This window comes from Micromonospora haikouensis (assembly GCF_900091595.1).
Taxonomy (GTDB): domain Bacteria; phylum Actinomycetota; class Actinomycetes; order Mycobacteriales; family Micromonosporaceae; genus Micromonospora; species Micromonospora haikouensis.
In genome coordinates, this window is sequence record NZ_FMCW01000022.1 from 95,678 (window position 1) to 122,350 (window position 26,673).

The 26,673-nt window shown below is 74.5% G+C and carries 28 protein-coding genes; 16 read left to right on the forward strand and 12 right to left on the reverse strand.

The annotated features are described in order from the left end of the window. The first annotated feature begins 12 nt into the window (after nucleotides 1-12). From GA0070558_RS22090 to GA0070558_RS22100, 3 genes are all read left to right on the forward strand, one after another. Nucleotides 13-1,299 carry a magnesium transporter MgtE N-terminal domain-containing protein gene (locus tag GA0070558_RS22090; RefSeq protein ID WP_091283229.1) on the forward strand — a complete coding sequence of 429 codons (1,287 nt, stop codon included), beginning with the start codon at nucleotides 13-15 and terminating at the stop codon, nucleotides 1,297-1,299. Beyond that, nucleotides 1,292-1,927 (forward strand): DUF1003 domain-containing protein, encoded by a 636-nt coding sequence (locus GA0070558_RS22095; RefSeq protein WP_091283231.1) that lies wholly within the window; start codon nucleotides 1,292-1,294, stop codon nucleotides 1,925-1,927. The genes GA0070558_RS22090 and GA0070558_RS22095 overlap by 8 nt, the downstream gene beginning before the upstream one ends. A gap of 126 nt (nucleotides 1,928-2,053) precedes the next feature. Continuing rightward, nucleotides 2,054-3,202: an Mrp/NBP35 family ATP-binding protein gene (locus GA0070558_RS22100; RefSeq protein ID WP_077935994.1), complete on the forward strand. Its 1,149-nt coding sequence runs from the start codon at nucleotides 2,054-2,056 to the stop codon at nucleotides 3,200-3,202. A 330-nt stretch (nucleotides 3,203-3,532) separates the two neighbouring features. On the opposite strand, the gene GA0070558_RS22105 is transcribed toward GA0070558_RS22100, so the two are convergent. Beyond that, complete coding sequence (locus GA0070558_RS22105; protein ID WP_077935993.1) at nucleotides 3,533-3,961, reverse strand: twin-arginine translocase TatA/TatE family subunit; 429 nt, start codon at nucleotides 3,959-3,961, stop codon at nucleotides 3,533-3,535. A 72-nt stretch (nucleotides 3,962-4,033) separates the two neighbouring features. Next, nucleotides 4,034-5,383, reverse strand: coding sequence for a S1C family serine protease (locus GA0070558_RS22110; RefSeq protein ID WP_176734311.1), 1,350 nt, complete (start codon nucleotides 5,381-5,383; stop codon nucleotides 4,034-4,036). 240 nt (nucleotides 5,384-5,623) lie between these two features. Here GA0070558_RS22110 and GA0070558_RS22115 point away from each other — a divergent pair, with 240 nt between their 5' ends. Next, nucleotides 5,624-6,274: an O-methyltransferase gene (locus GA0070558_RS22115; protein ID WP_255378719.1), complete on the forward strand. Its 651-nt coding sequence runs from the start codon at nucleotides 5,624-5,626 to the stop codon at nucleotides 6,272-6,274. A 57-nt stretch (nucleotides 6,275-6,331) separates the two neighbouring features. Here GA0070558_RS22115 and GA0070558_RS22120 read toward each other — a convergent pair whose 3' ends face one another. Then, nucleotides 6,332-7,807: a leucyl aminopeptidase family protein gene (locus GA0070558_RS22120; protein ID WP_091283233.1), complete on the reverse strand. Its 1,476-nt coding sequence runs from the start codon at nucleotides 7,805-7,807 to the stop codon at nucleotides 6,332-6,334. Between the two features lie 142 nt (nucleotides 7,808-7,949). After that, nucleotides 7,950-8,117 (reverse strand): DUF3117 domain-containing protein, encoded by a 168-nt coding sequence (locus GA0070558_RS22125; RefSeq protein WP_007455245.1) that lies wholly within the window; start codon nucleotides 8,115-8,117, stop codon nucleotides 7,950-7,952. A gap of 190 nt (nucleotides 8,118-8,307) precedes the next feature. Here GA0070558_RS22125 and GA0070558_RS22130 point away from each other — a divergent pair, with 190 nt between their 5' ends. Together GA0070558_RS22130 and GA0070558_RS22135 are read left to right on the forward strand one after the other, a co-directional pair. Further along, nucleotides 8,308-9,126, forward strand: coding sequence for a PaaX family transcriptional regulator (locus GA0070558_RS22130; RefSeq protein WP_043961726.1), 819 nt, complete (start codon nucleotides 8,308-8,310; stop codon nucleotides 9,124-9,126). Next, entirely contained in the window at nucleotides 9,123-9,914 is a 792-nt protein-coding gene (locus tag GA0070558_RS22135; RefSeq protein ID WP_077935990.1) for an enoyl-CoA hydratase/isomerase family protein, read from the forward strand. The genes GA0070558_RS22130 and GA0070558_RS22135 overlap by 4 nt, the downstream gene beginning before the upstream one ends. Before the next feature lie 62 nt (nucleotides 9,915-9,976). Here the strand turns inward: GA0070558_RS22135 and GA0070558_RS22140 are convergent, their stop codons facing one another. The 4 genes from GA0070558_RS22140 to GA0070558_RS22155 all read right to left on the reverse strand — a co-directional run bounded on the left by GA0070558_RS22140 (nucleotide 9,977) and on the right by GA0070558_RS22155 (nucleotide 12,474). Further along, nucleotides 9,977-10,732, reverse strand: a complete 756-nt coding sequence (locus GA0070558_RS22140) for a hypothetical protein (protein WP_439709623.1) — start codon at nucleotides 10,730-10,732, stop codon at nucleotides 9,977-9,979. Beyond that, entirely contained in the window at nucleotides 10,729-11,316 is a 588-nt protein-coding gene (locus tag GA0070558_RS22145) for a DNA-3-methyladenine glycosylase I (RefSeq protein ID WP_091283235.1), read from the reverse strand. Before GA0070558_RS22145 ends, GA0070558_RS22140 begins: the two co-directional genes overlap by 4 nt. Nucleotides 11,317-11,473: 157 nt before the next feature. Continuing rightward, nucleotides 11,474-11,971, reverse strand: a complete 498-nt coding sequence (locus GA0070558_RS22150; protein WP_074477038.1) for an SRPBCC family protein — start codon at nucleotides 11,969-11,971, stop codon at nucleotides 11,474-11,476. After that, the gene (locus tag GA0070558_RS22155; RefSeq protein ID WP_091283237.1) at nucleotides 11,968-12,474 is read right to left on the reverse strand and encodes a DivIVA domain-containing protein; all 507 of its coding nucleotides are present in this window, start codon (nucleotides 12,472-12,474) and stop codon (nucleotides 11,968-11,970) included. The genes GA0070558_RS22150 and GA0070558_RS22155 overlap by 4 nt, the downstream gene beginning before the upstream one ends. 235 nt (nucleotides 12,475-12,709) lie before the next feature. On the opposite strand from GA0070558_RS22155, the gene folP reads away from it, so the two are divergent. Then, complete coding sequence (folP, locus tag GA0070558_RS22160) at nucleotides 12,710-13,579, forward strand: dihydropteroate synthase (RefSeq protein WP_091283239.1); 870 nt, start codon at nucleotides 12,710-12,712, stop codon at nucleotides 13,577-13,579. A gap of 65 nt (nucleotides 13,580-13,644) precedes the next feature. On the opposite strand, the gene GA0070558_RS22165 is transcribed toward folP, so the two are convergent. Next, nucleotides 13,645-14,022 carry an NADH-quinone oxidoreductase subunit A gene (locus GA0070558_RS22165; RefSeq protein ID WP_043961720.1) on the reverse strand — a complete coding sequence of 126 codons (378 nt, stop codon included), beginning with the start codon at nucleotides 14,020-14,022 and terminating at the stop codon, nucleotides 13,645-13,647. 89 nt (nucleotides 14,023-14,111) lie between these two features. Between GA0070558_RS22165 and GA0070558_RS22170 the strand changes: the two genes are divergently transcribed. From GA0070558_RS22170 to GA0070558_RS22180, 3 genes are all read left to right on the forward strand, one after another. Beyond that, entirely contained in the window at nucleotides 14,112-15,560 is a 1,449-nt protein-coding gene (locus tag GA0070558_RS22170) for a hypothetical protein (RefSeq protein ID WP_256092065.1), read from the forward strand. 258 nt (nucleotides 15,561-15,818) lie between these two features. Continuing rightward, on the forward strand, nucleotides 15,819-17,663 hold the full coding sequence (locus tag GA0070558_RS22175) for a 2-oxoacid:acceptor oxidoreductase subunit alpha (protein WP_077935984.1): 1,845 nt from the start codon (nucleotides 15,819-15,821) through the stop codon (nucleotides 17,661-17,663). Then, a complete protein-coding gene (locus GA0070558_RS22180; protein WP_077935983.1) occupies nucleotides 17,656-18,690 on the forward strand; it encodes a 2-oxoacid:ferredoxin oxidoreductase subunit beta in 1,035 nt (344 codons plus the stop codon). The genes GA0070558_RS22175 and GA0070558_RS22180 overlap by 8 nt, the downstream gene beginning before the upstream one ends. A gap of 96 nt (nucleotides 18,691-18,786) precedes the next feature. Here GA0070558_RS22180 and GA0070558_RS22185 read toward each other — a convergent pair whose 3' ends face one another. After that, nucleotides 18,787-19,806, reverse strand: coding sequence for a potassium channel family protein (locus GA0070558_RS22185; RefSeq protein WP_077935982.1), 1,020 nt, complete (start codon nucleotides 19,804-19,806; stop codon nucleotides 18,787-18,789). A gap of 213 nt (nucleotides 19,807-20,019) precedes the next feature. On the opposite strand from GA0070558_RS22185, the gene GA0070558_RS22190 reads away from it, so the two are divergent. Both GA0070558_RS22190 and GA0070558_RS22195 read left to right on the forward strand, forming a co-directional pair. After that, on the forward strand, nucleotides 20,020-20,664 hold the full coding sequence (locus tag GA0070558_RS22190; protein ID WP_091283241.1) for a helix-turn-helix domain-containing protein: 645 nt from the start codon (nucleotides 20,020-20,022) through the stop codon (nucleotides 20,662-20,664). 138 nt (nucleotides 20,665-20,802) lie between these two features. Further along, on the forward strand, nucleotides 20,803-21,399 hold the full coding sequence (locus GA0070558_RS22195; RefSeq protein WP_077935980.1) for a ClpP family protease: 597 nt from the start codon (nucleotides 20,803-20,805) through the stop codon (nucleotides 21,397-21,399). A 237-nt stretch (nucleotides 21,400-21,636) separates the two neighbouring features. Here GA0070558_RS22195 and GA0070558_RS22200 read toward each other — a convergent pair whose 3' ends face one another. After that, nucleotides 21,637-21,993 carry a winged helix-turn-helix transcriptional regulator gene (locus GA0070558_RS22200; protein WP_043961714.1) on the reverse strand — a complete coding sequence of 119 codons (357 nt, stop codon included), beginning with the start codon at nucleotides 21,991-21,993 and terminating at the stop codon, nucleotides 21,637-21,639. A 158-nt stretch (nucleotides 21,994-22,151) separates the two neighbouring features. Between GA0070558_RS22200 and GA0070558_RS22205 the strand changes: the two genes are divergently transcribed. After that, a complete protein-coding gene (locus GA0070558_RS22205) occupies nucleotides 22,152-23,000 on the forward strand; it encodes an SDR family oxidoreductase (protein WP_091283243.1) in 849 nt (282 codons plus the stop codon). A 92-nt stretch (nucleotides 23,001-23,092) separates the two neighbouring features. Here GA0070558_RS22205 and GA0070558_RS22210 read toward each other — a convergent pair whose 3' ends face one another. Then, nucleotides 23,093-23,959 (reverse strand): AraC family transcriptional regulator, encoded by an 867-nt coding sequence (locus GA0070558_RS22210; RefSeq protein ID WP_091283244.1) that lies wholly within the window; start codon nucleotides 23,957-23,959, stop codon nucleotides 23,093-23,095. Between the two features lie 160 nt (nucleotides 23,960-24,119). Between GA0070558_RS22210 and GA0070558_RS22215 the strand changes: the two genes are divergently transcribed. The 3 genes from GA0070558_RS22215 to GA0070558_RS22225 all read left to right on the forward strand — a co-directional run bounded on the left by GA0070558_RS22215 (nucleotide 24,120) and on the right by GA0070558_RS22225 (nucleotide 26,593). Continuing rightward, entirely contained in the window at nucleotides 24,120-24,338 is a 219-nt protein-coding gene (locus GA0070558_RS22215) for a hypothetical protein (protein WP_077935977.1), read from the forward strand. 120 nt (nucleotides 24,339-24,458) lie between these two features. Next, nucleotides 24,459-25,730: an ROK family transcriptional regulator gene (locus GA0070558_RS22220; RefSeq protein ID WP_256092066.1), complete on the forward strand. Its 1,272-nt coding sequence runs from the start codon at nucleotides 24,459-24,461 to the stop codon at nucleotides 25,728-25,730. Nucleotides 25,731-25,747: 17 nt separating this feature from the next. Then, entirely contained in the window at nucleotides 25,748-26,593 is an 846-nt protein-coding gene (locus GA0070558_RS22225) for a LacI family DNA-binding transcriptional regulator (protein ID WP_091283248.1), read from the forward strand. Nucleotides 26,594-26,673: the final 80 nt, after the last annotated feature.

Genomic DNA, 26,673 nt, shown 5'->3' on the forward strand with positions numbered 1-26,673 from the left:
AGGCTGGTGCCCGTGAGCACGCCGAACCGGGTCTACATCGCCCGACTCGCCGGAGTCGCCGTCTTCGACCCGAACGGCGACCAGGTGGGTCGGGTGCGCGACGCGGTGGCCCGGCTCCGACCCACCCAGCGCCCGCCGGAGGTGGTGGGTCTGGTCGCCGAGATGCCGATGCGCCGGCGGATCTTCCTGTCGATCAACCGGATCACCACCATCGACGCCGACGCGGTGGTGCTCGGCAGCGGCACGCTCAACCTGCGCCGGTTCGAGAAGCGCCCCAACGAGCTGCTGGTGCTCCAGGAGCTGCTGGACCGGCGCGTGCAGCTCGACCCGGGCGGCCAGCCCGGGTCGGTGGTCGACGTGGCCATGGAGCGCAGCCGGGGCGGCGAGTGGTCGCTGACCCGCGTCGCCGTCCGCGAGCACACCGGCCGGCTCACCCGCCGCGGCCACCTGCACCAGGTCGAGTGGGACCGGGTGCGCGGCCTCAGCGGCATCGGCGAGAACCGGGGTACGGCGAACCTGCTCGCCGTCCTGGAGGACATGCGCCCGGCCGACCTGGCCAACGCCCTGCAGGACCTGCCGGACAGCCGGCGCAACGAGGTGGCGGCGGCGCTGGACGACGAGCGGCTGGCCGACGTGCTCAGCGAGCTGCCCGAGCACGACCAGGTGGAGATCCTCGCCGCGCTGGACCGGGAGCGGGCCGCTGACGTGCTGGAGGAGATGGACCCGGACGACGCCGCCGACCTGCTCAACGAGCTTCCCCCGACCGAGCAGGACGTGCTGCTGGACCTGATGGAGCCCGGCGAGGCCGACCCGGTCCGTCAGCTGCTCAAGTACTCGTCGGGCACGGCGGGCAGCGTGATGACCTCCGAGCCGGTGATCCTCCCGCCGGACGCCACGGTCGCCGAGGCGCTGGCCCGGATCCGGGAGGAGCAGCTCTCCCCGGCCGTGGCCGCGCAGGTCTTCGTGACCCGTGCGCCGCTGACCACCCCGACCGGCCGCTACCTGGGCATGGTGCACTTCCAGCGGCTGCTGCGGGAGCCACCGGCCGACCTGCTCGGCGGGGTGGTGGTCAACGACATCGACCCGCTGCGCCCGGCCACCCCGCTGCCGGAGATCACCCGCCGGATGGCCACCTACGACCTGGTCGCCATGCCGGTGGTGGACCGCAACAACCGGCTCGTCGGCGCGGTGACCGTCGACGACGTGCTGGACCACTCGCTGCCGCGCGACTGGCGGGACCGGGACGCCCCGACCGCCCCCACGCCAGTGCACGAGGTGCTGGACGGCGCCGATGAGTGAGCAGCGGCGGGCGGAGCGGCTGGACCAGCCGCGCGAGCCCCGGGGCGTGAAGCTGCCCCGGTTCGACCCGGAGGCGTTCGGCCGGTGGTCCGAGGGGATCGCCCGGGGCATGGGCACGGCGAACTTCATCGTCTACATGACGGTGGTGATCGCCGCCTGGTTCGGCTGGAACACCCTGGCCCCGGCGAGCCTGCGCTTCGACCCGTACACCTTCACGTTCCTGACCCTGGTGCTCTCCCTCCAGGCGTCCTACGCGGCGCCGCTGATCCTGCTCGCGCAGAACCGGCAGACGGACCGGGACCGGGTGGCGCTGGAGGAGGACCGGCGGCGCGCGACCATGCAGAAGGCGGACACCGAGTACCTGGCCCGGGAGGTCGCGGCGCTGCGGATCGCGCTGGGCGAGGTGGCGACGCGGGACTTCCTCCGTTCGGAGCTGGCCCGACTGGCCGAGGAACTGGACGAGGCCGCCCAGCGCCGGCAGAAGCTGGAACGCCGGCAGCAGGAGCGCCCGGCGCAGGAGCGCCCGCCGCCGCGCGGGGGTGGGGCGCACCTCGACGAGCCCCTCGACGAGCTGGACGGCGACTTCGCCCGGGGCGGCCGTCCGGAGGGGTCGACCGGCGGGCGCTGACCAGCCTGCCGGGCATGGTGAACAGGGCTGGTGGGCGCGCTGACCAGGCCGGGTGGGCCATCGATTCGCTCACACCGGGGCCCGCCGACGGCCGGCACCTATCGCCCCCGACGTAGCATTGCGGGCATGTCAGCACCCGTCAGCACCGTCGAGGACGCCGTCCAGGCCGCCCTGGCCACCGTCGACGACCCGGAGATCCGCCGGCCCATCACCGACCTCGGCATGGTCCGCTCCGCCCAGGTCGGCGACGACGGCGTGGTCCGGGTCGAGCTGCTGCTCACCGTGGCCGGCTGCCCGCTGAAGGACAAGCTGCGCGCCGACATCACCGCCGCCGTCGGCGCGGTGCCCGGGGTGACCGGGGTGGAGATCGAGTTCGGGGTGATGAGCCCCGAGCAGCGCCAGGGTCTCCAGGCGAAGCTGCGCGGGGGTTCCGCCACCGAGGAGCCGGTGATCCCGTTCGCCCAGCCCGGCTCCCGCACCCGCGTGTACGCGGTCGCCAGCGGCAAGGGCGGCGTCGGCAAGTCCAGTGTCACGGTGAACCTGGCCGCCGCGCTGGCCGCCCGGGGGTTGAACGTCGGCGTCGTCGACGCGGACATCTACGGCCACTCGGTGCCCCGGATGCTCGGCGCGGACGGTCGCCCGACCCGGGTGGAGGACCTGATCATGCCGCCGCAGGCGCACGGCGTGAAGGTGATCTCGATCGGCATGTTCACCTCGGGCAACGCGGCCGTGGTGTGGCGCGGCCCGATGCTGCACCGGGCGTTGCAGCAGTTCCTCGCCGACGTCTACTGGGGCGACCTGGACGTGCTCCTGCTCGACCTGCCCCCGGGCACCGGCGACGTGGCCATCTCGCTGGCCCAGCTGCTGCCGAACGCCGAGATCCTGGTGGTCACCACGCCGCAGGCCGCCGCCGCCGAGGTGGCCGAACGGGCCGGCGCGATCGCCCTCCAGACGCACCAGCGGGTGGTCGGCGTGATCGAGAACATGTCGTGGCTGGAACTGCCGGACGGCTCCCGGATGGAGGTCTTCGGCTCCGGCGGCGGCACGACCGTGGCCGAGTCGCTGACCCGGACGATCGGGGCGCAGGTGCCGCTGCTCGGGCAGATCCCGCTGGACACCCGGGTCCGGGAGGCCGGCGACGCCGGCAACCCGATCGTGCTGGCCGAGCCGGATTCGCCGGCTGCGAAGGCCCTCGGTCAGGTCGCCGACCGGCTCGCGGTGCGGCGGGAGTCGCTGCTCGGTAAGCCCCTCGGCCTGAAGCCGGCCGGCCGCTGACGGCTGGCCGCTGACGGTCGGCCGTTTCCGCCGGTGGCGATGGCCACCCGGCGGGCCGGCCCCTCGGCGCTCCCGGCGGGATGACTCGTCTCGCCGCATAGGGAGCTGAGTCGAATACGACATCAGCCGATCTCGCCGGGACAGCGTGGGTCGACCGGCGGACCGCCGGCACGATCCTCCTGATCACCCGGGGCCCGGCGGCAGGGCGGTGATGTCGTATCTGACTCAGCTCCCTATGCGCCGACCTGTGCATCGGCCGCCACGCGGGCCGGAGGCCGGGGGCGGGGTTCCGACCGGGAGGCGCGCCCCACCGGCGACGAAGGCGCGGGGTCAGGTGGCGTCGTCGTAGCTGGCCGTGCGGGGGGCCGGGGCCGTGCCGCCGGAGGTGGCCGTGACCGCGCCGCCCGAGGCCGTCGACTTCAGGTCGACCGCCTTGGCCACGTCCTTCAGGTCGTCGTGCACGGCGGTGACGTCCGCGCGGAGGCTGTCGTAGACGCCCTGCAGCGGCTTCCGGATCGCCTGCTCGTCCTCCTCACTGAGCAGGTGCTTGCGGATGAACGCCTTCGGGTGCAGGTCCTCCAGCTGGATGTCGGTGCCCAGCTCACGGCTCAGGTCGCCGGTCGCGTTGCGGGCCATGGCGCGCAGGTTACGGACCATGCGCAGCCCGTCGCTGATCACGTTGGGCAGCCGGTCACCGAAGATCAGCAGCGCCAGGAGCAGCAGCGCGGCGATCTCCCACCAGTTGAGGTTCTCGAACACTGCTGGGCCTCCTCGTGGGCATCAGGCCAAGCGTACGCAGGTGAAGGCTCCTCGGGGAGGGGCCGGTGGGTCTCACTTGACGTCCGCGGCGAGCGTCACCGAGGCGTTCTGCCGGCTCGAACCGCGCCGGTACTCCACGGTCACCACGGACCCCGGCGCGAACTTGCGTACCAGGGCGATCAGGTCGGTCGGGTCGGTCATCGGGCGGCCGGCGAGCCGCAGGATCACGTCCCCCGCCCGCAGCCCGGCCCCGGCCGCCGGGCCCGACGGCTCCACCGACGCCAGGCGTACGCCGCCGGTGCCGCCGCTGGCCGCGCCGGTGCCGCCGACCTGGGCGCCGATGACCGTACGGCGGGCCTTGCCCGTGCCGATGATGTCCTGGGTGACCCGCTTCGCCTGGTTGATCGGGATGGCGAAGGCGAGCCCGATGTTGCCGGCCTCCTGCCCGTCGGCCACCAGCGACTTGATCGTCGAGTTCACCCCGATCACCCGGCCGGCCGAGTCCACCAGCGGGCCGCCGGAGTTGCCGTGGTTGACCGCGGCGTCGGTCTGGATGGCCGCGTAGTAGCGGGTCGGCCCGCCCGGGTCGCCCGCCTGCATCGTCCGGTCCAGGGCGCTCACGATGCCGGCGGTCACCGTGTTGGCCAGGGACAGCGGCGAGCCGATGGCCAGCACCGGGTCGCCGACGGCGAGGGCGTCGGAGTCACCGAACTCCACCGGCCGCAGGTTTGTGGCGGAGGCCACCTTGATCACCGCGATGTCGGACTCCGGGTCCTGGCCGACGACGCTGGCGGCGGCGGTGCTGCCGTCGTTGAACACCACCGACGCCTTGCCGGTGCCCCCGGCGACGACGTGGTCGTTGGTGATCACGTAGCCGTCGGCGCTGACGATGAAGCCGGAACCCTCGCTCGTCCCGCCCAGGCTGGCCACCCGGACGGTGACCACGCTGGGCAGCACGCGTTGGGCTACCCCGGCCAGCGACTCCGGCTTGCGCTGGGCCAGCGCCGGGGCCTCGGCGGAACCGGCACCGAGCACCGGGCCGCCGGCCGCGCCGCCGCGCACCGCGAAGGCGTACCCCAGGGCACCGCCGAGGGTCCCGGCGAGCAGCGCGGTGATCAGCGGGATGAGCAGCAGTTGGCGCAGCGTCGGCCGGCCCGGCGCGTCCGGGTCGACGACCGGCTCCGGCTCCGCGGCACCGTCGACGGGGCCGGGCACCACCACCGCCGCCGGGGCGTACGGGTCGCGCCACGGGTCGGCGAGCGCGTCGGACCACCAGGGCGAGGTCGCGGAACCCTGGTGGACGCCGTCGGGCGCCGTCGGCGGCCCGGCCGGCGGCGCACCGGCCCCCGGCGGTGCCGCCGGAGTCGGAGCTCCCCCGGGCTGGCGCCAGTCCCAGCCGTCGGTCACGTCGGTGCCTCCCAGTCGTCCCCGGCCCCCTCGCCCCGGGCCGGCAGGGCTGGCCGGTCCGACGACGGGGATACCGCATCCAGGATTACACGAATGCCGCGAGTGCAGTCAGCGGTTGCGGTGCGTGACCGCCCGGTGGGAACCGCCCGATCGGGCACGTTCCACCGTGATCGTCGGGCACCGGACTCGCGGCTGCGCCCGTTCGCCCCCGCCTCTAGGCTCATACCGCCAACCCGCCCCCGACGGAGGTGTCCCATCGCCACGGCCGCCAGTTCCGGCAGCTCGACGACCCCGGCGTCGCAGTTCGCCGAGTCGTACGTCACCGAGGATCTCGTGCTGCGGACCGCCCGCAGCCTCGCCCGCGAGGTGGGCCTCGACGCGGTGACCCCGGGCACGGGGGCGGCCCTGCGGCTGCTCGCCGCCGCCGGAAGCGCGCGGGCGGTGGTCGAGATCGGCACCGGCACCGGCGTGAGCGGCGTGTGGTTGCTGCGGGGCATGCGCGCCGACGGCGTCCTCACCACCATCGACGTCGAGGTGGAACACCAACGGATCGCCCGTCGGATCTTCGCCGAGGCGGGCTTCCCCTCCGGGCGCACCCGCATCATCACGGGGCGGGCGCTGGAGGTGCTGCCCCGGCTCGCCGACGGCGCGTACGACATGGTCTTCGTCGACACCGAGGCAACCAACTTCAGCTCCTGCGTGGCCGCGGCGCTGCGGCTGCTGCGCCGCGGCGGGGTGCTCGCCCTGCACGGCACGCTGGCCGACGGCCGGATCGGCGATCCCGCGGCCCGGGACGTGGAGACGGTGACCACCCGGGAGACGATCAAGGCGCTCCGGGAGTCCGAGGACTGGACGCCGGCGCTGCTCCCGGTCGGTCACGGCCTGCTCGCCGCCGTGAAGTGCTGAGTCACGCCGCCCGCCGCGCGAAGCCCTGAGCCGCCCCCGCCGCCGGGGAGGCGCACGTCACCCGAGGGTGGCCAGCCAGCGCAGCAGGCCGCGCACCCCCCAGCCGGTGGCGCCGCGGGTCAGCTCGGCGGCGTCGCCGTCGGCCCAGGAGGGCGCGGACATGTCGACGTGCAGCCAGCGCTGCCGCAGGTCACCGGTGAACTCACGCAGGTAGAGCGCGGCCAGCACCGACCCGCCGCCGGAGTTCGGGGCGCTGTAGAGGTCGGCCACGTCGCTGCCCAGGTATTCGACGTAGTCGGCCGGCAGCGGCATCCGCCAGGCCGACTCACCGGCCGCGTCGATCGCGGCCAGCACGTCGGCGGCCAACTCGTCGTTGTCGGAGTAGAGCGCGCCGGTGCGCTTGCCGAGCGCCACCATGTTCGCCCCGGTCAGCGTCGCCAGGTCGATCAGCAGGTCGGGCTTGAGCTCGGCGACGGCGTACGCCAGCGCGTCGGCGAGCACCAGCCGCCCCTCTGCGTCGGAGTTGGTGGTCTCGCTGGTCACGCCGCCGTAGTGGGTGATGACGTCGCCGGGGCGGAACGCCGACCCGCTGACCGCGTTCTCCGCCAGCGGCGCCAGGGTGGTGATCCGGACCGGCAGCCGCAGCGCGGCCGCGCCCAGCGTGGCGGCGACGACGGCGGCGGCCCCGGCCATGTCCTTGCGCATCAGCTTCATGGCGGGCACCGGCTTGATGGAGATGCCGCCGGTGTCGAAGGTGATCCCTTTGCCGACCAGGACGACGTGGGTGCGCGCGTCGGCGGGGTGCCAGTCCAGCTCGACCAGGCGCGGGCCGCTGGCGGAGCCGCCGCCGACGGCGAGGATGCCACCGAAGCCCTCGGCGGCCAGTTCGTCGGGCTGCCGGACCCGCAGCCGCAGGTCGGGTCGGCCGGCCACGGCGGCCTCGACCTGCTCGGCGAACCACTGCGGGTTCTTCACCGAGGACGGGGTGTTGGTCAGGTCCCGGGCCAGGCGGGTCATCCGGGCGGTGACCTCGGCCCGTTCGACCACGTCCGCGTACGCGGTCGGGTCACCGACGGCGACGTCGACGCCGGCCAGCGCCGGGGACTCGCCGGCCTCGGTGAGCCGGAAACGGTACGACGCCAGCAGCAGCCCCTCGACGAGGCCGCGCACCGCGTCGGGCCCGACATCGACCGGCATCATGATCGTGAGATGTGTCTCACCGGACGCCGCCCGGGCCAGCGCGGCCCCTGCCGCCCGCCATCCGGACTCGTCGCCGTCACCCGCGCCGACCAGCAACAGCCGCGCCGGGACCCGCCCCGGCCGCAGGTGGACGTGCACCTCGCCGGCCCGCCCGGTGGCCCGGGCCGCCGGGACCAGGGCGGCGGCCTCGGCCAGCACGTCGTCGGCGAGCGCCGGCAGGCCGGGCAGCACCGTCGCCCCCTGCGCGCCGTCCTCGGCCGTGCCGGCGGGTCGGATGGGCAGGGCCAGGGCGTCGGACCGCTCGGGCCCACCCACCAGGCGGATGGCAAGCACGCTGGAACGACCTCCAGATGGGTCGGAAGAGGGCCCGGACGCGCCCCGAGCCCAGGGTGAAGCCCTGAGCCACCGGCGGGGCCGGTGGCTCAGGGAGGTGTGAACCGCCCGCGCGACGAGCGCCGCGCGGACCGTTCCTCGGTCAGCCGGCGGCTGCCTTCAGTGCGTCACCGAGCGCGTTGGCCTCGTCGGGAGTCATCTCGACGACGAGCCGGCCACCACCCTCCAGCGGGACCCGCATGACGATGCCCCGGCCCTCCTTGGTGACTTCCAGCGGACCGTCGCCCGTCCGCGGCTTCATCGCCGCCATGTTGTCTCCCCTCAGACCTGCAACAGGGTCGGTGGGTTGCCCCACAGCCTCTTCGCCATCACCCACCGCGACGTGCACGGCGGTGTCGACCAACGATTTTCCCTGATGAACACCGCCGGACCCAAACCGAAGAGGCATTGATGTAACAGGACCTAGCTTATCTTGAGAAGGCCTGTCACAATGTGCGGTCATGCAGGCACGGTCGGCACTCTTCGACCTGTACGGCGACCACCTCCGACCCCGGGGTGGCCGCGCGCCGGTCGCCGCCCTGGTCAAGTTGCTCGCGCCGCTCGGGATCGCCCCACCGGCGGTGCGCACGGCGGTCAGCCGGATGGTCCGCCAGGGCTGGCTCGACCCGCTCCGGCTGGCCTCGGGGCCGGGCTATTCGATCACACCGAAAGCCGCACGGCGACTCGACGAGGCGGCCGCCCGGATCTACCGGACCGGTCGGATCAGCTGGGACGGACGGTTCGACATGCTCGTCCTGGACAGCCCCGCCTCCCGCCGGGAGCGGCAGCGGCTCGCCGCCAACCTGAGCTTCCTCGGCTACGGCGCCCTCGACGAGCAGACCTGGGTGGCCACCCGGCCGGCGGAGGACGTCGACGTCCTGCTCGAAGAGGCCGGCGTGCGGTACGAGCGGTTCACCGCCGCGCACGCCGCCGGCACCCCGGGCGCGATGGGCGTGGTCCGCCGCGCCTGGGACCTCACCGAGATCGGGCACGCCTACGAGCAGTTCGTCGCCGAGCAGCGCCCGCTGCTGGCCGCCGTCACCGTGCGCAGCGACGACGAGGAGGCGTACGCGGCCCGGTTCCGGCTCGTGCACGCATGGCGTACTTTCCTGTTCCGGGACCCGCAGCTCCCCCCGGCGCTGCTGCCCGAGCGCTGGCCCGGCACCGCCGCGGCCAGTTTCTTCGACCGACACGCGACCCGGCTACGGCCGGCCGCCGACCGGTACGTCGAGCAGTGCCTCGACGCCACCAACCGTGAGAGAAGGGTCGTCAAGACGTGACCGAGCCGCTGCTCGTCGACCGCACCGACGCCGTCGTCACCCTGACCCTCAACCGCCCGACCGCGATGAACGCGCTCGACGTGGCGCTCAAGGAGGCGCTCCGGGACGCCCTGGCCGAGCTGGAGGCCGACCGGTCCTGCCGGGCCGTGGTGCTGGCCGGGGCGGGCGGCTCGTTCAGCGCCGGCCAGGACCTGCGCGAGCACGTGCAGATCCTGGAGTCGCCGGACGCGAACCCGCTGGACACCGTCCGGGCCCACTACAACCCGATCGCCGCCCGGCTGGCCAACCTGCCGAAGCCGGTGGTGGCCGCCGTGCGGGGGATGGCCGCCGGGGCCGGGGCGTCGCTGGCCTTCCTGGCCGACTTCCGCATCGGCGGGCCGAAGACCCGGTTCCTGATGGCCTTCGCCGGGGTGGGGCTCGCCGCCGACACCGGTGCCTCCTGGACGCTGCCCCGGCTGGTCGGCCATGCCAAGGCCGTCGAGCTGCTGATGCTCGCCGAGCCGGTCGCCGCCGAGGAGGCCAGCCGGCTGGGCCTGCTGACCCGCCTGCTCGACGACGACGAGCAGGTGCTGCCGACCGCGCAGGAGCTGGCCGCCCGGCTCGCCGCCGGCCCGACCGTCGCGTACGGGGCGATCAAGCGGCAGCTCTCCATCGCCGACGCCGGCACCCTGGCCGATGCCCTGGCCGCCGAGGCGCAGGCCCAGTCGATCTGCGGGGGCACCGCAGACCACCGGGCCGCCACCCTGGCCTTCGTCAACAAGCAGAAGCCCGTCTTCGAGGGCCGCTGAACCCGCCGCCCGGTAGGCCGCCGCACCCGCCGTCGAACGCAGCCGGGGTCGCCGGGGCCGGGTCAGTCGTCCTCCTCCGGGTCCTGGTTGGCCTCGGCCCCCAGCACGAACGCCTGCATCGCCAGCTCGTCGCCGGACGGCGAGACGAAGGCGGGCAGCTCGCGGGGGCCCAGGTCGCGCACGTAGGACCAGAACAGCCGGACGGCCTCCGCCGGCGTCGCCGCCTCGATCGGGAGGTCCAGGCTGACCAGCCAGGACCGGCGGGCCGGCGGCGGGCCGAGCCGCCCGACCAGCGCCCGGTAGGCGTCGGCGGGCAGGGCGGTGACCGGCCCGTCGAGCGCCAGCCCGTCGGCCGGCACCGGCTCGTCGAAGACCCGCCGGGTGTACGCGACCACGAACGCGCCGGAGGCCGGGTCGGACTGGGGGTCGTCGGGGTCCTCGCGGCGCTCGGCGGTGGCCCGGGCGACCCGGCCGAGGGCCACCAGCCGGAGCGGGTCCTCGGTCAGCACGGCCACGGCGTCACCCGGCCGGGGACCGGCGGTGGCGTCGGCGGCCCCGGCCCTGGTGGCGGTGGCCCCGGCGTCGGCGGCTCTGGCCCTGGCGGTGGCGGGACCGCCGGCCGCGGCGTCGCCGGTCAGCCCGGTCAACCCGGTCAGCTCCAGCGTGTCGTGGTGGACGAGCCGCTCGGCCTCGTAGCGCCCCGGGGGGAGGAGCACGGCCCAGGCGGCGGCGCCCCGCCCGGGGCCGGGCCCGGCGGGGGCCGTGCCGTCGGGGCGCTCGGGGACCGTGCTGTCGGGGCGGTCGTCGGTGTCGGTCATGGGGTCGATCCCATCACGCCGGTGACGTGGCAGCCGGCCAGGTGGTCGTCGATCATGCCGGTGGCCTGCATCAGCGCGTACGCCGTGGTGGGGCCGACGAACCGGAAGCCGCGCTTCTTCAGCGCCTTGGCCAGGGCCGTCGACTCCGGGGTCAGCGCCGGCACCTCGGCGAACGAGGCCAGCCGGGTGGCCCGGGACGGCGGCGCGTAGGACCAGAGCAGGGCGGAGAGCCCCTCGGGCAGCTCCAGGGCGGCCCGGGCGTTGGCGATCGCCGCCTCGACCTTGGCCCGGTTGCGCACGATGCCGGCGTCGGCCAGCAGCCGGGTCACGTCGGCCTCGCCGTAGGCCGCCACCGCCTCGATGCGGAAGTCGTCGAAGGCCAGCCGGAACGCGGGGCGCTTGCGCAGGATGGTCAGCCAGGACAGGCCCGACTGGAACGCCTCCAGGGTCATCCGCTCGTAGAGCGCGTCGTCGCCGCGCAGGGGTCGCCCCCACTCCCGGTCGTGGTAGGGGACGTAGTCCGGGGTGCTCGCCCCCCACGCGCAGCGGGCCAGCCCGTCCGCGCCGATCACCAGGTCAGTCACGGCTCACACGCTAGCCCGAGCCGCCCGCCGGGCAAGGGCGTGCCGGCGTGGTGGCGGTATCCGACCCCTCGGGACCCCACCGTGTCGGCGACCTGGCGGTAACGCCCCGGCCGCACCCGGCCGCACCCGAACGCACCGGGCGGCGCGGTGGCGGCCGTCAGGGCAGGCGGCCCTGCTCGACCAGCCGGCCGAACTTCTTCAACGCCTGGGTGAGGCTGACCTTGGAGCCGGGCCAGAGCACCGGCCACGCCACCCGCCCGGCCGCGCCGCCCGGCACGTGGAACCACTCGTGCCAGACGACCTGGGTGCGCCCGCCCTCGATCTGGGTGCAGCGCAGCACCCCGGGACCGCGCAGCAGACGGCCGCAGTGCACCACGCCGATCTCGTACGGTGCATCGACCCGGACCACCCGCATCTCGTCGCGCAGGACCGCCGGCCCGAGCGAGGTGACCGCCTCCACGAGGCTGCCCTCGCCGCCGTCGCCCTCGACGACCCGGACGGTGGTGAACGGGATCCAGTCGGACTGCCGCTCCCAGGCCAGCAGGCCGGCGAACACCCGCTCGGCCGGCGCGTTGACGATCACCGTGGCGGTGACCTCGCCGGCGCCGGGCTGGGCCGCCTCGCGGAGGCCCTCGGCGTCCGCCGAGCCGGTCACGCCGGCTCCGACCCGACGGGGCGGTCGGTCGGCTCGCGGTCGCCGGCCTCGGGGGCGGCGGCGGTCACCGTGAGGTCGGCTCCGGTGGCGGGGACGGCGGCAGTGGTGGGGGCGTCGGCCCCCGCTGCCTGCTCGGCGGCGGCAGCCGCCGCCTGCTCGCGGGTGTGCCGCAGCGCGTCGGCGTCGGCGGCCCGTCCCTCGCGCAACGCGGTGACCTCCGCCTCCAGCACGCCGATCAGCTCGGACTTGTACCCGATGTCGTAGGCCGCCCGGCGCATCGCCTGGTCGACCTGGGACATCCGGTACCCGCGCGGCGCCGTGTCGAAACGGGCGTCGCCCACGTCGGACTCACGCAGCGGCCGGCTGACCGGCAGCGGAACGGCCCGCCCGTCCGGCTCGACCGGCGCGAGGCCGGGATCGCGGCCGGTGACCAGCACCGTCACCCCGAAGACCACTGCCGCGACGGTGAGCGCGACGACCAGCAGGAGCAGCACCTGACCCATGCAAGAGATCGTGGCACGCGAACGGGCCCGGAGCGACCCCGCCGGGCGGTCCTTTCACAGATCGGTGCGGATCTGTGCCGTCGTACCGCCAGGAAGGACCACCGGACGACCGGCTAGCGTCGGAGGCGGCCGGGTCGCCCGGCCGGCTACGGAAGACCGGCGGCCGCACGGATCGACGGCCGCGACAGACCGGTGGCCGCGACGGATCGGCGGCTACGGGAGATCGGGAGGCGACATGGCCGGGGCGCTTCGGCTCGGAAGCCGGACCTTCGCGCCGGGCGAGCTGGTGGTGATGGCCATCGTCAACCGCACGCCCGACTCGTTCTTCGACCGGGGGGCGACCTTCGCGCAGGACAGCGCGTTGCGCGCGGTGGAGCGGGCGGTGGCCGAGGGCGCGGAGATCATCGACATCGGCGGGGTCAAGGCAGGCCCCGGCGACGAGGTGGACGTGGCCGAGGAGATCCGCCGCACGGTGGACACGATCGCCGCCGTGCGGGCCGCCTTCCCGGACGTGGTCATCTCCATCGACACCTGGCGGGCCGAGGTGGCGGTGGAGGCGGTCGCGGCCGGCGCCGACCTGCTCAACGACACCTGGTCGGGGGCGGACCCGGCGCTCGCCCGGGTCGCGGCCGAGACCGGGGCCGGGCTGGTCTGCTCCCACGCGGGCGGGCTGGAGCCGCGCACCCGACCGCACCGGGCGGCGTTCGCCGACGTGGTGGCCGACGTGGTCGCGACGGTCACCGGCCTCGCCGAGCGCGCGGTCGCCCTGGGGGTACGCCCCGACGGCGTCCTCATCGACCCGGCGCACGACTTCGGCAAGAACACCCGGCACTCCCTGGAGATCACCCGCCGGCTCGACGAGCTCTCCGCCACCGGCTGGCCGCTGCTGGTGGCCCTGTCCAACAAGGACTTCATCGGCGAGACGCTGGACCTGCCCGTGGCCGAACGGCTGGAGGGGACCCTGGCGGCGACCGCGCTGTCGGCCTGGCTGGGCGCGCGCGTGTTCCGTGCCCATCAGGTGGGGCCCACCCGGCGGGTGCTGGACATGGTGGCGTCGATCCGGGGCGACCGCCCGCCGACCGTCACCCGCCGCGGGCTGGCCTGACCGTCGGCCCCGGCCCGGCCGGGCCGGGCGCCCGCCGCACCGTCGGCCGGGCCCGGCGTCGGCGTTCAGGTCCAGCGGAGGATGTTCTTGCGCCAGGCGTAGAGGATGCCCAGCGCCAGCACGCCCACGAAGACGCCCATCTCGGCGACCGTGACGAGCCCGAAGCCGGGCCGGTCGAAGACCACCGCCCACGGGAACAGGAAGACCGCCTCGACCGCGAACAGCACGTACAGGTAGGCGTACACGTAGTAGCGGATCTGCATCTGGGCCCAGTCGCCGCCCACCGGGTCGAGGCCGCACTCGTAGCCGGCCCGCTTGCCGGGCGGGTCCGCCGGACGGGCGGGACGCAGCACCCGGTTCGCGGCGAACGCCACGACGAAGAAGAGGGCGGCGGCGAGCAGCAGGAGCCCGAGCGTCGCGTACGAGCCCAGGTAACCGGTCACGGTGGGTCAGCCTACCGTGCCGCGCCCGGCGCACGTTACGGAACTGTTTCCCGGCGGGACTAGTGCCGCCGGGCAACTGTTACCGAATAATGAACCGTCACCGACTGTTGGCGGAGGAGCTGGCCCGCGTGGACGTACGCCCCGTTCAGCGGGCAACCGACCGACGTCTCGCGACGCTGCTCGCCGCGTCCCTGACGGTCGGGCTGCTCGCCGCGGTCGCAACGCTGCCCGGCTGGGCCACGGCCGCGCCGCCCCCGGCCCGCGCGGCGGCCGCGCCGGCGGACCCTCCGGCGGGGCCGGCCGGCGACCCCGGCGACGAGACCCCGCCGGTCGAGCCGACGCCGGCCGAGCCGACGCCCACCGAGGCCCCGCCGACCCTGCCCCCGCCGCCGGAGACCACCGCCCCGGCCCCCACCACCACCGGGCCGGCGCCCAGCACGCCGGCCGGCCCCGCCGACCTGCCCACCACCACGGCGCCGGCCACCACCGCCGGGCCGTCGGCCCCGACCACCACCCCGCCGGTGCGCACGTCGGCCCCCGGTCCGGGCGCCCCGGCACCGGGCCGCCTCGGCGTGCGGGTGAGCACCGACGACGTCGTGCTGACCGACGCGTACTGGAACGCGGCCGGGACCACGACCACGCTGCGGATCACCGTGACCAACACCGGCGATGTCACCGAGCAGATCCGGCTCTCGTACACGCTGCCGGCCGGGATGACCGACGCGGGCACCGCCGGTTGCGCGCCGGCCGGGGGCGGCGGGCACCGCTGCGGCGCGTGGACGACGGCGGCCGGCGCGCGGTTCAGCACGCTGATCTCGGTGCGGGTCGACGGCGACGCGTGGCGGCGGATGCCGCTCAGCGGCGCGGTGCGGGTGAGCGCCACCGCCCCGGGGGTGGTGGCCGGGTCGGTCGACGACAACGAGGGCTTCGCGGTGCTCTTCCCGCCGGGCCCGCCGGTGCCGGGCATCGCGCTGCGGGCCGACGGGGTGGCGTTCGACATCAGCGGGAGCGCCAGCGAGCTGGCCGTCCGGCTGGGCAACACCGGCAAGGTCGACGCGGACGGGCGGATCGAGGTGGTCCTGCCCGACGGCGTCACGATCCCGGCCCCGCCGGCCGGCTGTGCCGCGCTGAGCGCCACCCGCACCAGGTGCGACGTCGGCGCGGTGCGGGCCGGCGGGGCCGCCACCCTGCGGCTCACGGTCAGCGCGACCGCCGAGGCGCAGCGCGACGCGCCGCTGGCCGGCGCCGTGGTCGGCCGCCTCGACCCGCGCAGCGGGCACGCCCGGCAGGTGCAGATGAGCTTCCGGATCACCGCGGCGGCCGCGATGGCCACCCCGATCGCGACGCCCGCCCCGGCCGGCTCCCAGGGGGTGCTCGCCGCCGCCGGGGCCGGCGACCGCCCCGGCGGGGGGCTCAGCACGGCGCAGCGGGGCGCGGTCGCCCTGATCGTGATCTCGGTGCTGCTGGTGGTGCTGGCGCTCGCGTTGGCCACCGTCTCGCTGCGTCGCCGGCTCACCGGCCCGTCCGGCGGCCGGTGATTCTGATTACGGCGGGCGGGGCAAACAGCCCCAAACCATGACGTAAGCGCCCGGAATCTGTTCCCAGTCGGCGGACCACTGGGCAAGCTCGACATCCCATCCGACGTAGGCTCTCGGGTAGGAACCCAGACCGGACCGGACCACCCACGGGCGGTGCGGGGCAGCGCTGTGTCAAGGAGGTCATGTGGCCGGGCAAGGCGAGGTCACCATCATGTTCAGCCGCCCGCGCGACCGCGCCGAGCGAAGCGAGGGGCAGGCGTGACGAAGCAGATCCGTCAACTCGACCGGGTGGTCATCCGGTTCGCCGGCGACTCCGGCGACGGCATGCAGCTGACCGGTGACCGGTTCACCTCGGAGACGGCCCAGCTGGGCAACGACATCTCCACGTTGCCCAACTTCCCCGCCGAGATCCGGGCCCCCGCCGGGACCCTGCCGGGCGTGTCGAGCTTCCAGGTGCACTTCGCCGACTACGACATCCTCACCCCGGGCGACGCGCCGAACGTGCTGGTCGCGATGAACCCGGCCGCGCTCAAGGCCAACCTGGCCGACCTGCCGCGCGGCGCGGACATCATCGTCAACACCGACGAGTTCACCAAGCGCAACCTCGCCAAGGTGGGCTACCAGGCCAGCCCCCTGGACGACGACTCCCTCGACGGCTACGTGGTGCACCCCGTCGCGCTCACCTCGATGACCGTCGGGGCGCTCGCCGACCAGCAGGTGTCCAAGAAGGACGCCGAACGGGCGAAGAACATGTTCGCCCTCGGCCTGCTCTCCTGGATGTACTCCCGCCCGTACGAGTCGACCCTGCGCTTCCTGGAGCGCAAGTTCGCCAAGCGCCCCGAGCTGGTCGCGGCGAACGTCGCGGCGTTCCGGGCCGGCTGGAACTTCGGCGAGACCACCGACTCCTTCTCGGTGCGTTACGAGGTGAAGCCGGCGAAGATGGTGCCGGGCACCTACCGCAACATCACCGGCAACGCGGCGCTCTCCCTCGGCCTGGTGGCCGCGGGCGTCCGCTCCGGGCTGCCGGTGTTCCTCGGCGCCTACCCGATCACCCCGGCGTCGGACATCCTGCACGAGCTGAGCAAGCACAAGCGGTTCGGCATCGTCACCATGCAGGCCGAGGACGAGATCGCCGCGGTCGGCGCGGCGCTCGGCGCGTCGTACGGCGGGGCGCTCGGCGTCACCACCACCAGCGGCCCCGGCGTGGCGCTCAAGAGCGAGACGATCTCCCTCGCGGTGGCGCTGGAGCTGCCGCTGGTCATCGTGGACGTGCAGCGGGCCGGCCCGTCGACGGGCATGCCCACCAAGACCGAGCAGGCCGACCTCAACATGGCCCTGTACGGCCGGCACGGCGAGGCCCCCGTCGCGGTGATCGCCCCGAAGTCCCCGTCGGACTGCTTCCACGCGGCGATCGAGGCGGCCCGGATCGCGCTGACCTACCGCACCCCGGTGCTCCTGCTCTCCGACAACTACGTCGCCAACGGCTCCGAGCCGTGGCTGCTGCCCGACGTGGAGTCCCTGCCCGACCTGCGGGTCGAGTTCGCCACCGCGCCCAACGGCGACGACGGCACGTTCCTGCCCTACCTGCGTGACCCGCAGACCCTGGCCCGGCCGTGGGCCATCCCGGGCACGCCGGGGCTGGAGCACCGCATCGGCGGCCTGGAGAAGGCCGACAAGACCGGCGACATCTCGTACGACCCGGCCAACCACGACTTCATGGTGCGCACCCGGGCGGCCCGGATCGAGGCGATCCCGGTGCCGGACGTCGAGGTGGAGGACCCGGACGGCAACGCCCGGCTGCTGGTGCTGGGCTGGGGCTCGACGTACGGCCCGATCGGCGCCGCCTGCCGGCGGCTGCGTCAGCGCGGGCTCCCCGTCGCGCAGGCGCACCTGCGGCACCTGGCCCCGATGCCCGCCAACCTCGGCGAGGTGCTGCGCTCCTACGACCGGGTGGTCATCCCCGAGATGAATCTCGGCCAGCTCGCCCAGGTGATCCGGGGCAAGTACCTGGTCGACGCCATCGGCTACAACCAGGTCCGCGGCCTGCCGTTCACGGCCACCGAGCTGGAGACGATGCTGGAAGAGGTCCTGAAGAATGTCTGAGCCCGTCGCCCTCAAGCTCACCGCGAAGGACTTCAAGTCCGACCAGGAGGTGCGCTGGTGCCCCGGCTGCGGTGACTACGCGATCCTCGCCGCCGTGCAGCAGTTCATGCCGGAGCTGAACATCCCCCGGGAGCGGATCGTCTTCGTCTCCGGCATCGGGTGCTCGTCCCGGTTCCCGTACTACATGAACACCTACGGGCTGCACTCGATCCACGGCCGCGCCCCGGCGATCGCCACGGGCCTGTCGGTGTCCCGCCCGGACCTGTCCGTGTGGGTCGTCACCGGCGACGGCGACGCGCTGTCGATCGGCGGCAATCACCTCATCCACGCGCTGCGCCGCAACGTCAACCTGAAGATCCTGCTGTTCAACAACCGGATCTACGGCCTGACCAAGGGGCAGTATTCTCCGACGTCCGAGGTCGGCAAGATCACCAAGTCGACGCCGGCCGGTTCGGCCGACGCCCCGTTCAACCCGCTCTCGCTGGCCCTGGGGGCGGAGGCGAGCTTCGTCGGCCGCACCATCGACTCCGACCGCAAGCACCTCCAGTCGGTGCTGCGGGCCGCCGCCGAGCACCAGGGCTCGGCGTTCGTGGAGATCTACCAGAACTGCAACATCTTCAACGACGGGGCGTTCGACCAGCTCAAGGAGCCGGCCACCCGCGACGACTTCCTGATCCGGCTGGAGCACGGGCAGCCGATCACGTTCGGTGCCGAGGGCCGGTTCTGCGTCGTCCACCCGCCGGGCGGCTTCGGCCTGGAGGTGCGGGAGACCGCGTCGGTCCGCCCGGAGGAGATCGTCGTGCACGACGCGACGGTCGCCGACCCGGCGTACGCGTTCGCGCTGTCCCGGCTGCCCGGGCTCGACCTGAGCAACACCCCGATCGGCGTGTTCCGGTCGGTCGACCGCCCGTCCTACGACAGCGTGGTCCAAGCCCAGGTCGAGGAGGCGAAGGCCAAGGTCACCGAGACCCCGGAGCAGCAGCTCGCCGGCCTGCTGGGCAGCGGCGACACCTGGACGATCCTCTGATCCGTCCCGCGTAGGGGCGACCCGTCAGGCGAGCGAGGGGCCCGTCACCGGAAGGTGGCGGGCCCTTCGTCGTGGAGCGCGGCGGGCGGCGGGCGGTCAGCCCGGCGTGCCGGCGGGCTGGGGCCGGTCGTCGCGGACGTGCACGAGCATGTCGCCGGTCTCGATGACCGCGCCGGCCCGGTCGGAGAGCGTGACCACCTTGCCCCGGCGGACCAGCGCGATGACCAGGGTGTCGTCCAGCTCGCGCGGGGAGCGGCCGACCTCGTTGCGCTCCGCCGAGCGCATGGCCAGGGCCATGCCCTGGCCGGGGGTCAGCAGGTCCTCCACCACGTCGATCAGCGGCGGCGCGGAGGTGGACAGGCCGAGCAGCCGGCCCGCCGTGGCGGAGGAGACGATCACGTGGTGCGCGCCGCTCTGCTTGAGCAGCGGCGCGTTCTCGGCCTCGCGGGCCGCCGCGATGATCCGCACCTGCCCGGCGGTGAGCTGCCGGACGGTGAGCGCGACCAGCACCGACGCGTCGTCGCTGTCGGTCGCGATGATCACCGCCTTGGCGTTGCGCACGTGCGCCTCGTTGAGCACGGAGGAGCGGGTCGCCGACCCCTCGATCGCGACGAGCCCCGCCGAGGTGGCCTGCCGCAGCGACGCCGGGCTGCGCTCGACCACCACGATCCGGGACTTGTCGAGGCCGTTCTCCAGCAGCGCCGAGACCGCGCTGCGGCCCTTGGTGCCGTAGCCGCAGATGATGACGTGGTTCTTCACGCTCTTCCTCCACCGCGTCAGACGACGGCCGGTCCGGTACTGCTCGGTCAGGACTTCCAGGGTGGTGCCGACCAGGATGATCAGGAAGAGCACCCGGGCCGGGGTGACGAACAGGACGTTGACCAGCCGGGCGGACGGCGCCGCCGGCGTGATGTCGCCGTACCCGGTGGTGGAGAGGGAGACCACCGCGTAGTAGAAGCAGTCGAGGAGGGTGAGGCCGTCCTCGTTGACGTCGCGGTAGCCGTCGCGGTCGAGGTAGACCGCGGTGACGACCGCGAGGACCAGGCCCAGGGCGGCGGCCAGGCGCAGGCTCAGCGCGCTCAGCGGGCCCCGCCGCTGCGCGGGAAAGTGGATCACCGCGGGACCTGCTCCGCCTCCGTCGCCTGCACGTGCACAACATAGCGGGTACGCGCCGGACCGGCCCGGCAGGCCGGGACAACGCCGGTGGTCGGGAGCCGGTCGCCGCATGGGAAGTCGTCGACATCGCCGCCGCAGGCGCGGACGGGGTCGGTGTGTCGCCCGCCGAACCGGCATGATGGGAGCAGGAGCGCCCACCACGAGGAGGCCCGGATGTCGTTGCTGCGACGGGTGATCGGCAGCGTGCTGCGCCGGGTGCGGCAGCGCCAGGGCCGCACCCTGCGCGAGGTGGCCGAGGCGGCGGGGGTGTCCCTGCCCTACCTCTCGGAGGTCGAGCGCGGGCGCAAGGAGGCCAGTTCCGAGGTGCTGGCGGCGATCTGCCGCGCCCTCGGCATCGGCCTGTCGGACCTGCTGGAGGAGGCCCGCGACGACCTGCGCCGGGTCGAGCGGCGGGTGCCCGCCGCGCCCCGGGTGGCGCTGGCCCGCCTGGACGAGGTGGTGCCGGTGGGCGGCGAGCCCGGCCCGCGCCTGCGCCTCGGCTTCCACGCCGACCCGGTCGGCCCGCAGCAGGGCGGGCCGCTGGTGGAGTGCCGGGTGCCGGTGGCCGCCGGCCGGGTGCTGCGGCTCGGCGGGGTCACCCCGACCGCGGGCGGCCGGCTGCTGCACGTCGGCGGGGCGGGCCTGGGCACGTCCGTGGTGTCCGTGGGCGGGGCGGTGGCGCACCCCGGCCCGGCCGTCCACGTCCTGCCGGTCCGGCTGTTCGCGTCCGCGCCGCTTCGGCGCCCCGCCGCGCGTACCGCGAGGGTGCTGGCCCGGCGGCGGGCCCGGGCGGGCCTGCGGCGGCTGACCGCCCGCTAGGCCCGGCCGGTTTCTGCCGTCGGCGGATCTGCCGCCGGCAGAAGCGCTGGGAACCACGCGCCCGGTGGGCGGACGCTGGGGGAACCGGTTCCCCTGGGCGGAGTCCGTCGCCCGCCGGCAGCGTGGAGGTCGATCACGATGATCAGGTACGACGTGTGGATGCGGGATGGTGGCCAGCCGTCCTTCGGCGACCAGGTCTTCCAGCGGCTGCTGAAGGAACGGATCATCTTCCTCGGCACGGAGGTCACCGACGAGTCGGCCAACCAGATCTGCGCACAGCTCCTGCTGCTGGCGGCCGAGGACAGCGAGCGCGACATCTACCTCTACATCAACTCACCGGGCGGCTCGGTCAGCGCCGGGATGGCCGTCTACGACACGATGCGGTACATCAGCAACGACGTGGCCACCCTCGCGCTCGGCATGGCCGGCTCGATGGGCCAGTTCCTGCTCTGCGCGGGCACCGCCGGCAAGCGGTACGCCCTGCCCCACTCGCGGATCATGATGCACCAGCCGTCGGGCGGGTTCGGCGGCACCGTCGCCGACATCACCATCCAGGCGGAGAACATGCTGCACGTCAAGCGCACGATGCACGAGCTGATCGCCCGGCACAGCGGGCGCTCGGTGGAGCAGATCCAGCAGGACTCGGACCGGGACCGCTGGTTCACCCCCGAGGAGGCCCGGGAGTACGGCCTGATCGACCGAGTGCTCAGCCGGGTCGACCAGCTGGCGGCCTGATCCCGGCCGGGTGACCGCCGGCCCGGCGCGGGGCGGGGCGGCGGCCCGGCGTCGGATGGGGCGGCGGCAGCCGGACACGCCCCCTCGATCCCCGTGTCCGACCTCCGACCTCGCGAAGCCTATGTCCGGAGTGCGCCCGCCCGGGCACTTCGGGGGCGCAGCGCTTTACCGCCGATTCCCGTTACATCGCAATCCCACCGGGCGCGCCGCCCGCCACCGGGCCCCACGGGCGGCCCCTCAGCCGGCGGCGTCGTAGCGGGCGCGGGCGGCCTCGACCTCGCCGAGGTGCGTCGTCGCCCACGCCTCCAGCCCGCCCACCAGGTCGAGCAGGCTGCGCCCGAGGCCGGTCAGCGCGTAGTCGACCCGGGGCGGAACGGTCGCGTACGCGGTGCGGGTGATCAGGCCGTCGCGTTCCAGGCCGCGCAGCGTCTGGGTGAGCATCTTCTGGCTCACCCCCTCGATGCGCCGGGCCAGCTCGCTGAAGCGCTTCCCGCCGTCGGCGAGGGTGAGGACGACGAGCACGCTCCACCGGTCGCCGATCCGGTCGAGGACCTGCCGGCTGCCGCAGTCGCGGGCGAAGGGAGTGGGTTCCACGCTCTAACTCTCCATCAGATAGTGCCTTACTTCAAGGTGCCTACTCTCCAACGGGAAGTGGCGGCGGAAGCTTCCCGTTGCACCGGACGACGGATCGTCCGACCCGGAGCACGGCCCCCGACCAGGGGACCGTCTCCGGCATCGAGAGGGAGCACACCATGTCCATCGTCGTCACCGGAGCCACCGGCCACCTCGGCCAGCTGATCGTCGCCGCGCTGCTGCGGCGGGGCGTGCCCGCCGGGGAGATCGTGGCGCTCGGCCGGGACGCCGGCAAGCTCGCCGACCTCGCCGGGCACGGGGTGAACACCCGGCAGGTCGACTACACAGACCCCGGGTCGCTGCGCACAGCGTTCGCCGGGGCCGACAAGCTGATGTTCGTCTCCGGCAGCGAGGTCGGGCAGCGCGCCACCCAGCACCACAACGTCGTCGCCGCCGCCCGCGAGGCCGGCGTCGGGCTGGTCGTCTACACCAGCATCGCCAACGCCGACCGCTCCGGCATGGTCCTCGCCGGGGAGCACCTCGCCACCGAGCGGGAGATCACCGCGTCGGGCCTGCCGTACGTGATCCTGCGCAACGGCTGGTACCTGGAGAACTACACCGGCCAGCTCTCGACGTACCTCCAGTTCGGGGTGACCGGCGCGGCGGGCGACGGGCGGGTCAGCGCCGCGACCCGCGCGGACTTCGCCGAGGCCGCCGCCGCGGCGCTCACCGGCGCCGCGGAGACCAACCGGGTGTACGAGCTGGGCGGCGCGGCGTTCACCCTGACGGAGCTGGCCGAGGAGGTGTCCCGGCAGACCGGTCGCGCCGTCGGCTACACCGACCTGCCGGCGGAGAAGTTCACCGAGGTGCTGGTCTCCGCCGGCGTGCCCGAGGGCTTCGCCGCCGTCCTCGCCGACAGCGACCTGGGCCTGGCCCGGGGCGAGCTGTACGTCGAGGGCGACGACCTGGCGAAGCTGATCGGCCGCGAGCCGACCACGCTCGCCGAGGCGCTGCGCGCCGCGCGCTGAGCCGCCGCATCCGGACAGCCGAATCCGGACAGCCGCGTCGGGCCGCCGCGCCGCACCGGCCCCGTCCGCCGTTCGCGGGCGGGGCCGGCGGCTCAGGCCGGGACCCGCTCCACCGGGACCCACAGCTCGGCGTCGGCCCGCGAGCCGTCGGAGGACACCCGGGCCCGGAGCATCTCCGGGCCCGGTCGGCTGCGGTACGGGTTCGACGGGAACCACTCCGTGAAGACGTCCCGCCAGAGGTGCTGGAGGGCCTGCGGGAACTCGCCCGAGGTGGAGAAGACCGCCCAGGTGCCGGCGGGCACCGGCATGGCGTCCAGGTCCCGCGGCGGGGTGGCGGCGGTGACCACGGCGTGCCAGTAGTCCAGCTCGGTGCCCTCCTCCCGGTTGACCCCCAGCTTGTCGCTGACGTTGACGATGCCCTGCGGCTCCTGGTCGGAGAGGGCCGCGATCCGCTCGGCCGTCCCGGCGTCGATGCTCTTGACGAATGCCACGATCGCCGGGTTCAACCCCTCGTACACGAGCGGGACGCGGGCCTTCCGCCCGACCAGGTGGAAGGCCCCCTTGTCGGCGATGCGGTACCGCATGCTGGATCTCCCCTCGACGACGAGCCGGAAGGACATCCGGGGCTGCGACCGCAGGGCGGCGCCGTTGCGCCGGGCCTCGCCGGGGCCGACCCCGTGCACGGCCTGGAACGCCCGGGCGAACGCCTCCCCCGACCCGTACCCGTACCGGAACGCGATGTCGAGCAGCGTCCGCTCCCCCGCGAGCACCTCAGCGGCGGCGACGGTGAGCCGGCGACGCCGCACGTACTCCGACAGCGGCATCCCGGCCAGCGCCGAGAACATCCGCCGGAAGTGGTGCTCCGACGTCAAGGCGATCCGCGCCAGCTCACCCACCTCGATCCGCTGGTCGAGATGCCCCTCGACGTACGCCATCGCCTCGTTCAGCCGGTCCAGCACCCGGATCTCCCCTTCCTGCCGCCAGAAACCAAGGGATCACGCGTACCCGACATCCTGGGCCCGACCCGCCGGGACGGCCGACCCGCCCCGGGCGGTCCGTGCGAGATTCCCTCACCGTCGTGGCTGCCGCCGCACCCGCGCCTGCTGGTACGGTCGCGATGTGATCGTCGAGGAGCACTGGTGGAACGGGGACGCGACCAAACGAGGACGTCGCGACGTCTACATCCGCACCGATGGTCAGCGCTGGGAGGTCCAGGCGCAGATCGGTGGTGAGCAAGGCCGCTCGAAGGTGCTGGAATGCTCCAGCCACAGTTCCGCGAGCATCCTCGCGGGGGCGTGGCGCGGAGGCAGCTCGGGCTGGCGGGAACTGCGGCGCTGAGCGTCGCCCGGCGGGGCTCTGGCGGCCGGGCCTGACCCGCCGGCCGCCAGCAGGCGTGCGCGGCGGCAGCGGCGAACGCCTATGCTCTGCGGGGGAGTCGGACGGCGTGACCGGGGAGCAGTGAGCGGACCGAGAGCGGACAAGCTGCCGCACGCGAGCAGCAAGGCCGCGGTGCTGGACGCCATCCGGGCGGCCGGCACGATCAGCCGGGTGGGCCTGATCAGCGTGACCGGCTTCACCGCGCCCACCATCTCCAACCTCGTCCGTAAGCTCATCGACGAGGGCCTGGTCGTCGAGACCGGCCACGCCGAGTCGACCGGCGGGAAGCGGCGGGTCCTGCTCCGGCTCAACCACACCTCCCGGTACGCCGTGGGCGTGTGCCTCGGCCAGGGGGTCATGACGTACGTCCTGACCGACCTGACCGGGGTCGTGGTGGCCCGGATCTCCCGGCCGGGCGTCGGCGCCGAGGCGCCCGCGACGGTCGTCACCCGGATCGCCGCCGAGATCCCGACCCTGGTCGACAGCGTCGGCGTGGACCGGGCGCGGCTGGTCGGGGTGGGCCTGGTCTTCCCCGGCCCGCTCACCGGCCGGGGGGTCGCCGGCCTCAACCCCGAACTGCGGCACTGGCGGGAGTTCCCGCTCGGCGCGGCCCTGGAGCAGGCGACCGACCTGCCGGTGGTGCTGGACAACGACGCCACCGCCGCCGCCCTGGGCGAACACTGGGCGGGCGGGTTCGGCACGGCGAGCGCCGCCGCCGCCCTCTACATGGGCAGCGGCCTCGGCGCCGGGCTGGTCATCGACGGGATCACCTACCGCGGCCCGAGCGGCAACGCCGGCGAGCTGGGGCACGTCTGCGTGGACGCGGACGGCCCGCGCTGCTGGTGCGGGGCCCGGGGGTGCGTGGAGGCCGTCGCCGGGCCCGCCGCCGTGGTCGCGGCGGGGCGGGCGGACGCGGGCCTGGCCGGGGCGCTCGGCCTCACCACCGGCACCGGACCCGCGGCGGTCGCCCGCGACTTCGCCGCGATCGGCCGCGCCGCCCGGCGCGGACAGCGGCGGTCGCTGGCGCTGTGCGAGAGGTCCGCCCGGTACGTCGCGGCGGCCGCCCGCACCCTCGCCAACGTGATGGACCTGGAGGTCATCGTCCTGACCGGGCCCGGCTTCGCCGTCGCCGGTTCGGTCTACCTGCCCGTGCTGCGCCAGGAGCTGCACACCGTCTTCTCCCGCTCCGCGCACGCCGTCGACGTACGGCTGTCCCGGTCCGCCGCCACCGCGTCCGCCGTCGGGGCCGCCGCCCTGGTCCTGGAGTCCGAGCTGGTGCCGTTCCACCGCGGGCTCCGGGTCTCGGAGAGCCTCGACGGGGAGTTCGCGCCGCTGCCCGGATCGGCCCGCTGACCTGCGATGGGGGCGCGATGAGCACGACGAGCGCGGTCGGCCTGGTGCTCGCCCGGGCGCCCCGCCTGCTCGGCGCCGAGCCGTTCTTCATGGAGTTCATCTCCGGCATCGAGGAGCGCCTCGCCGAGCACGGGCGGTCGGTGCTGCTGCACATCGTCGCCGACCCCGCCGCCGAGATCGCCGCCTACCGCCGGTGGGCGCAGCTCCGGCTGGCCGAGGCCGTGGTGCTGGTGAACCCGACCGCCGGGGATCCCCGGCCGGCGGTCCTGCGCGAACTCGGCCTCCCCGTGGTCGTGGCCGGCGAGCCCGACGGCGACGCCCCGGCCGTCCGGCGGGACGACGTCGGCTCGGTGCGGGCGGCGGTCGCGCACCTGGCCGGCCTCGGGCACCGCCGGATCGCGCGGATCAGCGGGCCGGACACTCTGCGGCACACCCGCACCCGCACCGCCGCGTTGCTGGCCGCCGCGGGCCCGGCCGGCATCGACGCCGTGGTGCTGACCGGCGACTACTCGGAGGAGTCGGGCGCGGCCTTGACCGCCCGGCTGCTGCGCGACGGCGACCCGCCCAGCGCGATCATCTACGACAACGACCTGATGGCGGTCGGCGGCCTGGACGTGGCCGGGGAGCTGGGCCTCACGGTCCCCCGCGACCTGAGCCTGCTCGCCTGGGACGACTCCAGCCTGTGCCGCCTGTCCGCCCCGCAGCTCACCACGATGAGCCTCGACGTGCACGACTTCGGCGAGCTGGTGGCCGGCTCCGTGCTCGCGCTGCTCGACGGCGCGCCGGTCAGGGAACGGTGGTGCCCCACCGAGACGGTGATCGTGCGGCAGACCACGGCCCCGCCGCCCGGCGGGCTTGAGTAGCGCCCGCCCGCCCGCCTGTCGCCTGTCTGCCTGCCGCCCGGCGGGCGGCGCAGTCGCGAGCTTGACTTAGTGAGGTAAAT